The following is a 12010-nucleotide window of genomic DNA, read 5'->3' on the forward strand; positions in this document are numbered from 1 at the left end:
ACTCACACTGTGAATCTTTGACACTGTGAGTTGCACTGTGGATCCACAGTCAGCCGGGGCGGGATCATCGAGGGAGCCGGCGATGCGGCCCGCGGTGACCTCGGAGGTCGGCTCAGCGGCGGTAGAGGCCGGCGACCTGCTCCACGTGGTCGAGCAGCCGAGTCCGGATCCGCTCGGGGGACTCGACGTGTGCCGCCGGGCCGAGGCGGAGCAGGACCGTCAGGGCGTGGAGATCGTCGAGGAACTCCATGCGGACGGGCCGCCAGCCCTCCTCCGGCGGGTCGGTGGCCGACTCCCTGTCGGTGAGGCGCATCGACCACTCGCTGGCGTCCTGCCACCGGTCCCGTTGCAGCCAACCCGTGACGGTCACCGGTGTGAAGCCGGCCAGGAAACGGTCCCGGTACTCCTGCCAGGCCGAGGCGACATCCACGTCGTCCCAGCATGCCTCGGTCTGGGCCGCTGCCGACAGGATGCGGGCGACCTTGAAGAACCGGACGGCGCCATCCTCGCCCGCGCACAGGTACCAGTCGCTGCCCGCGCTCACCAGACCGTGGGGTTCCACGGTGACCTGCTGGACGTCCGCGGTCCGGCCGGAGCGGTAGGTGATGTCCAGCTGCTGGCGGGCGAACACCGCCTCCTGGACTGTCGTGAACGCCTGTCCGGGGCGGGTGGCCTCGGGCTGTGGCATCCAGCCCCGGGGGTCGATCACCACTCGTTCCGCGGCGTCGGCACCGCGACTGCGACCGGTCTCCGGCACGGCGGCCAGGAGCTTGCGGAGCCCCGAGGTGAAGGCCTCGCCCAGGCCCAGGGAGTCGGCGCCCCAGGACGACGCGGCCGCGAGCAGTGCGCGGCTCTCGTCCTCGGTGAGGGCATTGACGTCGAGCCGGTAGCCGGGCAGCAGCCGAACACCACCGTGGGGGCCGCGCTCGCAGTAGACAGGGATACCGGCCGCCGAGAGGGCCTCGACGTCCCGGAGGACCGTGCGGCGGGAGACCTCGAGCCGTCGGGCCAGGTCGGCCGTGGAGAGTCCACCGTGGGCACGGAGGAGCCAGAGCATCGAGAGGAGACGGTCAGCGCGCACGGTTCCGAGGCTGCCACCCGTTGGCGACAGGAGGTGTCATGTACGCCTCCTAGCGTCTGTGGCGAACCCGGGCAGAGCGTCCGGGTGTCTCACAGAGAGGCTCTTTCCATGGTCACCTTCGCCCCCACCAGCGTCATCCTCTACGTCGACGACCCCGTGGCCAGCGCGGACTTCTACCGCAAGGCCCTGGACAAGGACCCCGTCGAGACCTTCGAGGGATTCGCCGTGTTCGCCCTCACCGATGAGGTGACGATTGGCCTGCAGGTGCGCGACGGCATCGATCCAGCTGCGGCGGGTGCGCCCGGAAGCGTCGAGCTCTCCATGAGCTACGCGACCCGCGAGGAGGTCGATGCGCTCCACGAGCAGTGGGTCGAGGCGGGTTTCACGATGGCCCTGGAGCCCACGACGCTGGAGTTCGGCTACACCTTCGTGGCCACCGACCCCGATGGTCACCGGCTGCGGGTCTGCGCGACGGACACCACCGGGTTGGACTGAGGACCACGGGGCCGGGCCTGGCGTTGGCTGCGGCGGTTCCCATGGAGGGCTGGCGCCTCGCAACCGGCTGATCTGCTGCAGGTTGGCGCAGGTGTTCATGTCGCACCCGGCGGGATGCCGGCCTTGGTCGGCGTTCAGGAGGCTCGCCGGTTCGGTGGCAAGGTGCGCGGGCGCGACGTACCTCCCTCAGCCCGCCATGTTGATGAGTGGCAGGACCACGGCGGCGATGACGAGGCCGGCGATCTGGGGGCGGCTGAGGCGTTCCTGCAGGACCAGCAGGGCCAGGACCACCGGCAGGGCGGGGTAGAGGGCGATGGCGATCATCACCGGCGCGAGGGCGGCTTCACGTGTGGCGTAGACGTAGGAGACCATCGCCAGCGCGGCCAGGCCACCGACCGCGCCGGACGCCCCCAGAACCCGAACTGCACCGGTGGGCACCCATCGTCCCGATGTGCGCTTGAGCAGGAGGACCAGTGGGGCGATGCTGACGACCTGGCCCAGCAACATCGGAATCGCTGGTTCGGGTGAGGAGATCTGGCTCAGCGCGAAGAGTTGTGTGGCGTAACCCGATCCGGCGACCGCGCCGTGGACCAGGTCGCTGCTGTTGCCCGGTGCGTTCTCGTGGGGCGAGGAGGGACGGATTTGCCTGTTGGGGGCATGGGGGGTGAGGGCTGGCCGGACGAGCTGGTTGACTCAGCAGCCACGTGGCGGGAACCAGGAGGAGCGCGGCGCTCAGCAGTGGGCCGCCGACGTGATCGCCCAGGACGATCACTGAGGCGAGGAACGGCAGCGCCACCGAGACGATGCTCGTGACCGGGACCACCACCGAGATGCGGCCGGTGCGCATGCCCTCGTAGAGCGCCGCCACACCGACTCCGGCCCCTACCCCTGATGCGACCGCCCACAGGATGTCGGCGGACCCGGGCCACCCGTCGGAGCGGAGGAGTGCCCAGCCCGAGAAGAGGAGCGCGCCGCCGACCTGGGAGCACGTCGCGATGTTCATCGCCGGCACCCGGCGTGCCAGCACGCCGTTGAGGAAGTGCGAGGCCCCGAACATGATCGCTGCAGCGATGCCCAGCAGTTCACCGATGGGGACCACTCCTTTGATCGAGCCGTGACTGGGCCCCATCGTGGCGACTGATTCCGTTGACTTCCAGGTCCAGATCCGCAATCGAAACAAGTACTGTGAGTGCATGTTGGATCGGCGCGTCGAACTGCTTCGGGTCCTGGCCCAGGTGGGCACGATCACCGAGGCAGCCCACCTGCTGTACCGCAGCCCCTCGGGGTACTCGCGCCAGCTTCGAGGACTTGCTGACGAGTTGGGGGTCGAGCTGCTGGAGCACCACGGCAGAGAGGTTCGGCTCACCGCCGCCGGGCGTCAGGTGCTGGCCTACGCCGAGGAGACCCACGCGGCATGGGAGGTGACCAAGGCCTCCTTGGCCCAGGACACCACCGTGGCCGGCACGCTCCGGCTGGGGGCGCACCCAACTGCCCTGTCGGCCCTGGTCGTGCCGCATCTTGATGAGTTGGCCCGGCTCCATCCCGGCGTGACCCTGCAGCTCGTGGAGGTCGAAGCGCCGTCGTGCTTCGACCAGTTGATCGCCGGACGGCTGGATGCATGCATCGTCCCGGCGCGTGCCGAGGTGCCCTCCGTTCGTGACCGACGGTTCCACCAGATCCCACTCGCCGACGAACCCATCGACGCGTTGCTGCCGTCACGGCACCGGGAAGCGGCGTCGCGTCAGATCTCGCTCGAGGAGCTCAGGGACGACCCGTGGATCCTGCCGGGGCCTGACAGGTCCGGTCACCAGGAGATCGTGAGTGCCTGCCACGGTGCAGGTTTCACGCCGGAAGGGGTTCACTTCGCCCAGGACACCCAGGCCGTGGCCGACCTGGTCGAAGCCACCGGGGGAGTCAGCCTCACCTCGCGCTACGCCACCTACCGGTCGTCCGCCGTGAGTGTTCCTCTCTCCGGTTCCCCCGTTCCGTCCCGCCGCCTCCTGTTGTGCGTGCCCAGGGGTGCCGAGACCCGCCAGCCCTTCCAGGACCTTGCACAGCTGGTTGCGGCTGGATCGACCTCGGGTGCGGTGGGATCCAGCGAGGCCGGGGCGGTGGAGCCGCCGTCGCCTGCTGGATGACGTGGAGCTGCGTCAGGGGGTGCAGGGGGTCCACTCCGATGTGCATGGCCTCTCGACCCCTCGCGGCGCACCACCCAAGTCGCTACGGTGACCACCGTAAGCGTTAGAAGGTCACGAGGCTGCTTGAGGTGTCCTGTTCGCGGGTTTTGTCCCGGTACCGGCGGCTCTTGGCGATGGCGCCGCATCCCCGTCGTCCGGGTCCGGCTGTCATGGCGCACCAGGTGCGGCTGTTGTTGCGGGTGGTGTCGAAGAACGCCCATCGGCAGTCGGCACAGGTCTTGAGCCGGCGCAGCTCGCCCGACAGGGCAGCTCGGGCTGTTCTCTCGATGACGAGGTCCACCAGGCGTTCGCTGGTTCTGGTGACGCGGGCCCGCCCTGCCTCGAGCTGCCACGCCACTGAGGAGGTTTGGAGGAGGTCGTCGAAGGGCTCTGGGTGTCCCTCGACCAGCTGGCGGAGGCAGTCGCGGACGCCCCGCAGCTCCCCGATCTGCTCCTGGCCGGCTGCTCCCGACGGGGCGGGGTCGAGGTCGTGCATCCAGTCCTCGAGGTGGTCCTCCTCGGAGCGGGTGTCGTTCGGGATCCGCCAGGTGTTCATCAGCTCGATCAGCCATCGGGTCTCAGCACTGGCCTCCACCACGGGAACCACCACGCCCCTTCATCGCCAGAGGGAACCACTCACGCCGGACGGGGGCAGCCTGTCATGAGCGCCTACTCGGACGTCCTGCGTGCACCGAGTGCGCTGGCCTGGCTGCTGGTGACGCTCACCAGCCGGTTGGTGGTGGCCAGCGTTCCGCTGGGCTCGGTGCTTCTGGCCAAGCGCCAGATGGGTTCCTATGCCGTGGGTGCGTTGCTGGCAGGTTCCTGCGCGGCGGGGAAGCCGTGGCGGCCCCGGTCATGGGGCGTCGGTTCCGTCCCGGTCTGTTCCGGCACGAGCTCGGGTTCGTCCTGACGGTCGAGGCGCTCCTGCTGTCGTGCATGACCTGGATGGTGGTGATCGGCTGGACTGCGCCAGCGGTGGCGGCAGCCGTCCTGGTAGGTGGAATCGCGGCCGGTGCCCCGGGGCGTTGCGCACCGTGGCCTCGAACCTGACGGACCGGTCGGCCGCCGCTGCCCTTGGGCTGGACTCGGCCGTCAGCCACGCCATGTTCATGGCGGGGCCGGCGCTGGCTGCCGGCGTGGCGACGCTGACGAATCCGGCCTTCTTCCTGCCGGGGGTCATCGCCTCGGTCGTGGTGATGGCGTTGGTCGCCACGCTCGACACCACCCTGCCCGGCCAGTTGGATGCCCGCGGCATGCCGCGGGGGTACGCCGGCCCTCTCCTGGCGACGCTCGCCGGGGCCAGCACCCTGGCCAGCCTGACCTACGGGGGACGCCTCTGGCCTGGTCGCCCGGCGGACCACGCGATGGTGGCAGGGCTGGCTTTCGCGATCGTGGTGGCCGGCGCATCTCCGGCCACCACCGTGGGTCTCCTGGTCGTGGCCATCGTCGCCGCAGGGGTCTGTCAGGCACCCGCTCTCGTCGCGCGCAACCTCGACGTCGGCCAGACCGTCCCGGCCGAGCACCACCCCATGGCGTACTCGATCCTCTACGCCTCCGGTGGAGTGGGTTACGCCCTCAGCAGCCTGGCCGTGGCACTGGTCATCGACGACCTCGGGCCGGCGCGCCCCAGACCGTCTGCGCCCTGGCCGCCGCCGTCCTCATTGCTGTGGCCTGGGCGATCGAGGTCCTCAAGCGGTCGGGGAGCCGGTCGGGCCCGGCGTCATGAGGCGGCCGTTGCCTCTTGAGCCCTGACTGCGCCCGGGGCTAGCGTGCCGAGCACGTGCGTCCCCTGACCGTCCGGGGGATCCGCGGACTGATGTCGTCAGGGCGACCTGAGGGCCGCTGTGCACCGTTCGTCCCACGTCGTGACTGCCGTGAGCCTCTGGCTCGTCTTCTTCGTGAACGGGGCTGTGTTCTCGAGTTGGGCGCCGCGCATCCCCGAGGTGAAACAGACCTTGGGGATGAGCGACGGCCAGCTTGGGGCTGCCCTGCTGGGCATCGCCGCAGGGTCCGTTCCGACCCTGTTGCTGACCCCGCGCCTGCTCAAGCACCTCCGGCATCGTCCATCAGCGGTTGACCGGGGTGGCGATCCTGTCCCGGTTGCACGGTGGATACAGCCTGGGTGTGCTCACCGGAGCGGGAAGTGGCGTGGTGGCTGGAGCCTTCGAGGTCTCGGTGCGAGGGCACTTCCTGGCCATCGCCGGGGTCCTGGTGCTGATCAGCCTCGTGGCCAGCCCGGGAGTGTGGCGCCAACCGGCGGGGAGGTCGCCGAGCGCGCCGGCCACCGGACCCAGGGGCGCCGCGTCACGGACCCGGCCGGGGTTGCCTGCTGCGGTGGGGGTCCTGGTCGCCTCGCGGGCCGCGCGGAGTGCATCCGGTGAGGAGGCCGCCATGACCGCTCGGGTGAGCGCGTACGGCTACATCGCCTACCTGGCGGGGCCGCCACTGGTCGGGGTGGTCTCCGACGGGGTGGGTCTTCCGGTGACGATGCTGCTCGCATCCTCGTCATCGAGCAGGCCGGGTCCGTCTGATGGGCCCTCCCCCTGGCTTGGCCGGTCCGACGCGGGGATGACCTCGCACGTCCCTGCCGCGGGTCTTGCACCCCCGACGCGCCGTGTGCAGCCTGAACCGCGTGAGCAACGCAGCCGACGCCCTGACCCGGACCGCCTACGACACGGTGGCGGACGTGTACGCCGACCACCTGACCGGGACCGAGCCGGAGCAGCCCCTCGAGCTCGCGATGATCGACCACTTCGTCGGCCTCGTGGGCGAGCCGCGGCGGGTGCTCGATGCCGGGTGCGGAGCCGGGCGGATGCTGCCCCACCTGGCCGAGCGCGGTTGTCGCGTCGAGGGGGTCGACCTCTCGCCGGAGATGATCCGCCGAGCCCAGCAGGACCACCCCGAGTTCCCGACCACGGTCGGCAGTCTTGCCCACCTGGACCACCCCGACGGGCAGTTCGACGGCGTCTTCTCCTGGTACTCCACCATCCACAGCCCCGATCACGACCTCGCCGGGATGGTTGCCGAGATGGCCCGCGTCCTGCACCCGGGCGGTCATCTGCTCGTCGCGTTCCAGGTCGGTGACGGCATGCGTCGTGTGGGGCAGGGGTTCGCCGCGTTCGGCCACGACGTCGTCATGCACCGCTACCACCGCTCGCTGGAGGGCATGGCGGCCGAGCTGGGTCGGCACGGCCTCGAGGTCGTGGCCCGCATGGAGCGCGGTCCGGCCGGTTCGGAGGATGATCCGCAGGCGGTCCTCATCGCGCAGCGCAACGGCAGGTGAGGGGGCCCACCTCACCGCAGCCCGCGGAGCCGACGTGGTCGTGCTCGCGACCTCGTCGTCCACCCCGGTGCTCACCGGGGTGGACGTGTCGCGGACGGCGCTGGTCACCAGCCTCGGGCCCCGGCAGGTGGGGCGCACCGAGCTCGGTCCGGACGTAGCCGAGGGGGCCGGGGCGGTGGTGACCGACTCGCCGCCCCAGCTGGACGTCATGGACCCGCCGCACGCCCTCGCAGGCACGCCCGTGGCCGGGCGGGGCTCCACCTCGGGGCCGTGCTCGCGGGTGCGGAGCCCGTGCCGGACGGCCGGCACGGGCTCCTCAACGTCGGTCTGGCCGGCACGGAGGCGTGGCTGCTCAACGACCTCGTCACGGCGAGGGGTTGAGGTCGCGGGCAGGTCCGCCGCTCACTGGTGGGCGAGCGGTCGGATGCTGAGGGTCACGGCGCCCTTACTCCGACGACGCGGCGACGTTGAAGATCGAGTCGCCCTCGCAGTCGTTCGTGGCGTTCTCACCCGGGTTCCCGCCACCCAGTTCGATCGCGTCGCCGTCGCCGTAGTGGGTGCCCTGGTAGGTCAGGCCGTCGTCCTCCCAGGTGACCTCGCCGCTCGGGAAGACCGGGACGACGATGCCCTGGTGCTCGTCCTCCACGACCCAGCACTCACCCTGCTGCGTCAGGGTCCCCTTGAGCTCGGCGGCCATCCCGCCGGGCCCCTCGGCCTCGTGCTCCTGCGCCGGATTCTCCGACGAGGAGACGCTCTCGCCGGGTTGCGACGTACTGACCGGGGGCTTGCCGTCCGTGGTCCCGCCGTCGTCGCCACCGCCCGAGCAGGCGGTCAGGCCGAGCAGGGCCGCGCACGTCATCGCACCGAGAGGCCGGCGCCCTGTCCTCCTCATCGTCCCCATGGGTGCGAGCGTAGGGCCCGGCCCGACGAGCCCGCGCCCCCTCAGCGCGCCCTGAGGACGCCGTCGAGTGTGTCCGGCTGGTTGGTGATGATGCCGTCCACGCCGAGGTTGATGAGGCGGCGCATCTGGGCCGGACTGTCGACGGTCCACACGTTGATGCGCATGCCGGCGGCGTGCACGGCATCGACGTACGCCTGGTCCACGTCCTTGGCGCGCGGGTTCACCTGGTCGACCCAGGCGGACAGCGTGGACAGCTCCTCCACCGGCGGGTGGCCCAGCAGGCCGGCGGTCACCTGCGGCAGGTGCCGGTTGAACTCCCGCATGAAGTCCCAGTTGAAGGACTGCACCACCAGCCGGTCGTTGGCCACGGCGGACTCGAGGTAGCCGGGCTGCTCGTCCAGGAACTCCGCCAGCTGCTCGGCCAGGCCCGGGTACAGCTCGGGGCTCTTCACCTCGATGAGCAGGCCGACGCGGCTGCGGCGCACCAGGTCCACCGTCTGCTGCAGGGTGGGGATGCGCTCGCCGGTGAACTCCGCGCCCTTCCACGAGCCGGCGTCCAGCTGCTGCAGCTCGTCGTAGGTGAAGTCGCCCACCTCGTAGGACGCACGGCCCGGGAAGACCTCCTCGGCGTTCGTCGTGCGGCGCAGGTCGGTGTCGTGGATGACCACCAGCACGCCGTCCTTGCTGCGCTGGACGTCGATCTCGATGAGGTCGACCTTGTCGTCGATCCCCTCCTGGAACGCCGTCAGCGTGTTCTCCGGCTTCTCGAACGACGCGCCACGGTGGGCGATCTCGGTGACGTCGTGGTCGATGGCGGGAGGCGCGGCGGCAGCCGGTGCGGTCAGGCCGAGGGCGGACAGGACCGCGAGGGCGGTGACGCGGAGGGAACGCACTGTGACTCTTCCTTCTTCGGGGCAGCGGGCGGGCTTTCCGGACGGTAGGGAGCGGTGGTGAATCTCCCATGACTCGTTTCCGCACGCCACGTGAACGCCCGGGGACGCGGGGATGTGCTCGGCCGGGGACCCCTGCGGGGTGGGACGGTGAGAGACTGCGGCGATGTCAGTCCAGGTGCACCGGTCCCCGTCCATCCCCGAGCCCGAGCTGGTGCGTTGTGTCGACACCCTGACGCGGGCCTTCGAGGACTACCCGCTGATGGCGCACTTCATCGACCCGGAGAACCGGACGCAGAGATTGCGCCGCTTCCAGGAGATCTTCCTCCGGGACGTCGGCATGACAGCCGGGCACGTGTGGTCCGCCGACGGAGGCCGGGCCGTCTCGATCTGGACGTCCCCGGCGATGGCGGACCCGGCCGCGGTGTTCGGCCCCCTCCAGGGCGAGCTGATGGAGCTGGCCGGGTCCCGTGCGGAGGTCATGGCCGCTGCCGAGGAGGAGATGGGCCGCCACCGGCCCACCGAGCCGTGCTGGTTCCTCGGCTCGGTGGGGGTGGATCCCGAACACCAGGGCAGGGGACTGGCGCGCGCCGTCCTCGAGCCCGGTCTGGAGCGCGCCTCCCGCGAGGGTCTGCCGGCCTTCCTGGAGACCTCCAGCAGCGCCAACGTCGACCTCTACCGCCGGTTCGGCTTCGAGGTGACCGCCACGTACGAGCTGCCGGGTGGTGGGCCGGAGACGTACGCGATGCTCCGGGCGGCCTGAGGGGATCACATCAGCGGGGCACCGGGCGGCGCACCGCGAGCCCACCGGTGATGGCCAGCGCCAGGGCGACCGGGAGGAGCGCCCACGCGGCGAGGTCGTGCGCATCGGTCCCCGCCGCCAGGAGGCTGCTCCCGAGCGCGGCACCGGCAGCGGAGCCGAGGTACATGGCGGCCATCTGGAAGGCGATGATCGGCATGGCCCGGGACGGGTGCTCCGCCGTGAGGGCCTGCTGGAGGGTCGGCACGCTGGCCCATCCGGCTGCACCCCAGACTGCCGCGCCGACGAACCAGGCGGCGGGGGCGTCGACGAACCGGATGAGGGCGAAGCTGACCCCGAGCAGGACGGGCAGCGCCACGAGGGGGAGACGCGGGCCGACCCGGTCCAGGATCCGCCCGATGAGGGCCGAGCCCGCGACGCCGCCGATTCCCCAGGCCCAGACGAGCGCGAAGCCGTGGTCGCCCAGGCCTGCTGCACCGGCCATGGGGAGGAGGTAGGTGTAGAGCCCGAGACTGGCGATGCCCAGGAGGAAGGCGGCCAGGACGCCGGCCGCGGTCGATCCCTGTCGCAGGACCCGGATGGCCGGCCCGTCCGTCGCCTCGAGCCGGGGCAGGGTGCGGGCGCGGGAGACGAGCGCGACCGTGCTCAGGGTGCCGATGAGCACCATCAGCCCCATCGTCCAGCGCCAGCTCAGGTGCCGGCTCACGAGCATCCCGACCGGGACCCCGGCCACGGTGCCGGTGGACAGGCCGAAGGTCACCCAGGCCATCGCCCGCCCGCGTTCCGCTGCGGTCACCATCGCGGCGGCCGTCGCGGTGGCCACCGAGGTGAGGACACCGGCTCCCGCCCCCGCGACCACTCGGGAGGCCAGGAACAGCTCGACCGAGGGCGTGAGGGTCGTCAGGAGGTTGCCGAGGGTGAAGACACCCAGGGCGATCACCAGGGCCCGTGCCGTGCCGTGTTGCGTCAGCCGGCGTGACAGGAAGGGGCCGGACACCGCGTAGGCGGCGGTGAATGCTGTGACGCCGAGGCCGACGACGGCTGCCGTCGTGTTCAGGGAGGTGGCGATCTGGGGGAGCACACCGGCCAGGACGTAGGCGTCGATGCCCAGCGCGACCGCCGCCACGACGAGGGGCCACAGTCGGCGGATCACGCGTCGCCCTCGTCCTGCTCGTAGCCCGCCAGGACGGTGGGGAGCAGCCCGGGGAAGAGCCGCTCGAGGTCGTCCGAGCGGAGCCGGATCATGCACTTGCGTCCCTCGCCCCGCACGAAGACCACGCCCGACTCGCGCAGCAGCCGCGTGTGGTGGGTGAGGGTCGAGCGGGGCAGGTCGGGGCCCAGCTCGAGGCTGTCCACCTCTCCGCGCTCGGCGAGCACCCGCACCATGTTCAGGCGCAACGGCTCGCTCAGCGCGAAGAGGACGCGGGGGATCTGGATCTCGTCGGTGTCGGGGTGCTCGTAGGTGCGGGGGGTCATCCATGCCTCCGTTCGTTCGATAATTGCTGCACGTTCATCGTGCAGGAATGTTCGCACGATTTGTCGTGGTGGTCAACGAGGGGGCGGGCGGGGCGGTGGGCTGGAGAGCCCGGGGTCTGCGATCGCGGATGTCCTTGCGGTGTGAGGATCCACCCAGGGGAGGGGCGACCGGTGTGCAGGGACGCCCTACCGTCCTCGGCCCGCCTAGGATTCGGGGCGATGTCCCTCCTGCGCCGCGCCACCAGCGTCCCCGTCCTCGGGGTGCTCCTCGTGGTCCTCACGGTTCTGGCGATGGGACCGCTGCAGTGGGTCGACCGCGACCTGCACGGCTACTGGTCGTTCGTCTACACCCCCGACCTGACGCGCTGGCTGCGGATCGTCGACAGCGTGGCCGGGCAGAAGGTGGCCGTTCCGGTGCTGGCCGCCGTCGCGCTCGCGGTGGCGGTGCGGGTGCGTTCCTGGGAGCCGCTGCGGATGGTGGTGCTCGCCGAGGCCGCGTTCTTCGGGGGGCTGGGCACGATGAAGGTGCTGCTCGCCCGCGGCTCCACGAGCATGCACGAGCCGCGCTTCTTCGCCGGTGAGTTCGACGGCACGGGCTGGCACGGCATCAGCTACCCGTCGGGCCACACGGGCGAGGCGGTGCTGCTCTACGGCGCCGCGGTCTACCTGGTGTTCCGCTACCTGCGCCCCGGCCGTGGTCTGCGCACCGCCCTGTTGGTGCTGTGGGGCTACGTCATCCTGCAGAGCGTGGCGGTGTCCTACTACCTGGGCTTCCACTGGATCAGCGACCTGCTGGCCGGCGTCCTGGCCGGCGGGATCCTGCTGCACGTGATCGTGTGGATCGACCGCTGGTTCCACTCCCGCCGCTCCCGCGTGCTGCTCCCGGCCCGCCTCGACGAGGAGCGGTCCGCGCGCTGAGGCGCGGCCGCGCTCGGCGAGCGCGAGGC

14 protein-coding genes and 1 pseudogene are annotated in these 12010 nt (G+C 71.0%); 7 read left to right on the top strand and 8 right to left on the bottom strand.

The features are described from left to right. Nucleotides 1–112: 112 nt before the first annotated feature. Nucleotides 113–1081 (bottom strand): helix-turn-helix transcriptional regulator, encoded by a 969-nt coding sequence (locus ACY8FT_RS10470; protein ID WP_462418836.1) that lies wholly within the window; start codon nt 1079–1081, stop codon nt 113–115. Nucleotides 1082–1189: 108 nt separating this feature from the next. On the opposite strand from ACY8FT_RS10470, the gene ACY8FT_RS10475 reads away from it, so the two are divergent. Continuing rightward, complete coding sequence (locus ACY8FT_RS10475) at nt 1190–1576, top strand: VOC family protein (protein ID WP_462418837.1); 387 nt, start codon at nt 1190–1192, stop codon at nt 1574–1576. 186 nt (nt 1577–1762) lie between these two features. Here ACY8FT_RS10475 and ACY8FT_RS10480 read toward each other — a convergent pair whose 3' ends face one another. Both ACY8FT_RS10480 and ACY8FT_RS10485 read right to left on the bottom strand, forming a co-directional pair. Continuing rightward, nucleotides 1763–2218 carry an EamA family transporter gene (locus ACY8FT_RS10480; protein ID WP_462419096.1) on the bottom strand — a complete coding sequence of 152 codons (456 nt, stop codon included), beginning with the start codon at nt 2216–2218 and terminating at the stop codon, nt 1763–1765. Between the two features lie 61 nt (nt 2219–2279). Further along, nucleotides 2280–2771: pseudogene (locus tag ACY8FT_RS10485) on the bottom strand (EamA family transporter); the annotation flags it as partial. Between ACY8FT_RS10485 and ACY8FT_RS10490 the strand changes: the two are divergent. Further along, nucleotides 2770–3714 carry a LysR family transcriptional regulator gene (locus tag ACY8FT_RS10490; protein WP_462418838.1) on the top strand — a complete coding sequence of 315 codons (945 nt, stop codon included), beginning with the start codon at nt 2770–2772 and terminating at the stop codon, nt 3712–3714. The pseudogene ACY8FT_RS10485 and the gene ACY8FT_RS10490 sit on opposite strands and share 2 nt — an antisense overlap. 103 nt (nt 3715–3817) lie before the next feature. On the opposite strand, the gene ACY8FT_RS10495 is transcribed toward ACY8FT_RS10490, so the two are convergent. Beyond that, nucleotides 3818–4363, bottom strand: coding sequence for a CGNR zinc finger domain-containing protein (locus ACY8FT_RS10495; RefSeq protein WP_462418839.1), 546 nt, complete (start codon nt 4361–4363; stop codon nt 3818–3820). 51 nt (nt 4364–4414) lie between these two features. On the opposite strand from ACY8FT_RS10495, the gene ACY8FT_RS10500 reads away from it, so the two are divergent. The 3 genes from ACY8FT_RS10500 to ACY8FT_RS10510 all read left to right on the top strand — a co-directional run bounded on the left by ACY8FT_RS10500 (nt 4415) and on the right by ACY8FT_RS10510 (nt 7036). Further along, a complete protein-coding gene (locus ACY8FT_RS10500; protein WP_462418840.1) occupies nt 4415–4663 on the top strand; it encodes a hypothetical protein in 249 nt (82 codons plus the stop codon). A 124-nt stretch (nt 4664–4787) separates the two neighbouring features. Then, the gene (locus ACY8FT_RS10505; protein WP_462418841.1) at nt 4788–5498 is read left to right on the top strand and encodes a hypothetical protein; all 711 of its coding nucleotides are present in this window, start codon (nt 4788–4790) and stop codon (nt 5496–5498) included. Between the two features lie 887 nt (nt 5499–6385). Then, nucleotides 6386–7036 (top strand): class I SAM-dependent DNA methyltransferase, encoded by a 651-nt coding sequence (locus tag ACY8FT_RS10510; protein WP_462418842.1) that lies wholly within the window; start codon nt 6386–6388, stop codon nt 7034–7036. A 445-nt stretch (nt 7037–7481) separates the two neighbouring features. Here the strand turns inward: ACY8FT_RS10510 and ACY8FT_RS10515 are convergent, their stop codons facing one another. Next, nucleotides 7482–7895 carry a hypothetical protein gene (locus tag ACY8FT_RS10515; protein ID WP_462418843.1) on the bottom strand — a complete coding sequence of 138 codons (414 nt, stop codon included), beginning with the start codon at nt 7893–7895 and terminating at the stop codon, nt 7482–7484. An 83-nt stretch (nt 7896–7978) separates the two neighbouring features. After that, complete coding sequence (locus tag ACY8FT_RS10520; protein ID WP_462418844.1) at nt 7979–8830, bottom strand: glycerophosphodiester phosphodiesterase; 852 nt, start codon at nt 8828–8830, stop codon at nt 7979–7981. Nucleotides 8831–8993: 163 nt separating this feature from the next. Between ACY8FT_RS10520 and ACY8FT_RS10525 the strand changes: the two genes are divergently transcribed. Beyond that, nucleotides 8994–9590 carry a GNAT family N-acetyltransferase gene (locus tag ACY8FT_RS10525; RefSeq protein ID WP_462418845.1) on the top strand — a complete coding sequence of 199 codons (597 nt, stop codon included), beginning with the start codon at nt 8994–8996 and terminating at the stop codon, nt 9588–9590. Nucleotides 9591–9600: 10 nt separating this feature from the next. Here ACY8FT_RS10525 and ACY8FT_RS10530 read toward each other — a convergent pair whose 3' ends face one another. Continuing rightward, complete coding sequence (locus ACY8FT_RS10530; RefSeq protein ID WP_462418846.1) at nt 9601–10740, bottom strand: MFS transporter; 1140 nt, start codon at nt 10738–10740, stop codon at nt 9601–9603. Next, a complete protein-coding gene (locus ACY8FT_RS10535) occupies nt 10737–11063 on the bottom strand; it encodes an ArsR/SmtB family transcription factor (RefSeq protein ID WP_462418847.1) in 327 nt (108 codons plus the stop codon). The genes ACY8FT_RS10530 and ACY8FT_RS10535 overlap by 4 nt, the downstream gene beginning before the upstream one ends. A 219-nt stretch (nt 11064–11282) precedes the next feature. Here ACY8FT_RS10535 and ACY8FT_RS10540 point away from each other — a divergent pair, with 219 nt between their 5' ends. Continuing rightward, nucleotides 11283–11981, top strand: coding sequence for a phosphatase PAP2 family protein (locus ACY8FT_RS10540; RefSeq protein ID WP_462418848.1), 699 nt, complete (start codon nt 11283–11285; stop codon nt 11979–11981). Nucleotides 11982–12010: the final 29 nt, after the last annotated feature.

It is taken from the genome of Kytococcus sp. Marseille-QA3725, assembly GCF_054950055.1.

Bases quoted from the DNA above. Each gene is read 5' to 3' on its own strand.
- ACY8FT_RS10500 (WP_462418840.1), top strand. From the start codon at position 4,415: ATGAGCGCCTACTCGGACGTCCTGCGTGCACCGAGTGCGCTGGCCTGG.
- ACY8FT_RS10525 (WP_462418845.1), top strand. From the start codon at position 8,994: ATGTCAGTCCAGGTGCACCGGTCCCCGTCCATCCCCGAGCCCGAGCTG.
- ACY8FT_RS10490 (WP_462418838.1), top strand. From the start codon at position 2,770: ATGTTGGATCGGCGCGTCGAACTGCTTCGGGTCCTGGCCCAGGTGGGC.
- ACY8FT_RS10540 (WP_462418848.1), top strand. From the start codon at position 11,283: ATGTCCCTCCTGCGCCGCGCCACCAGCGTCCCCGTCCTCGGGGTGCTC.
- ACY8FT_RS10475 (WP_462418837.1), top strand. From the start codon at position 1,190: ATGGTCACCTTCGCCCCCACCAGCGTCATCCTCTACGTCGACGACCCC.
- ACY8FT_RS10535 (WP_462418847.1), bottom strand. From the start codon at position 11,063: ATGACCCCCCGCACCTACGAGCACCCCGACACCGACGAGATCCAGATC.
- ACY8FT_RS10515 (WP_462418843.1), bottom strand. From the start codon at position 7,895: ATGACGTGCGCGGCCCTGCTCGGCCTGACCGCCTGCTCGGGCGGTGGC.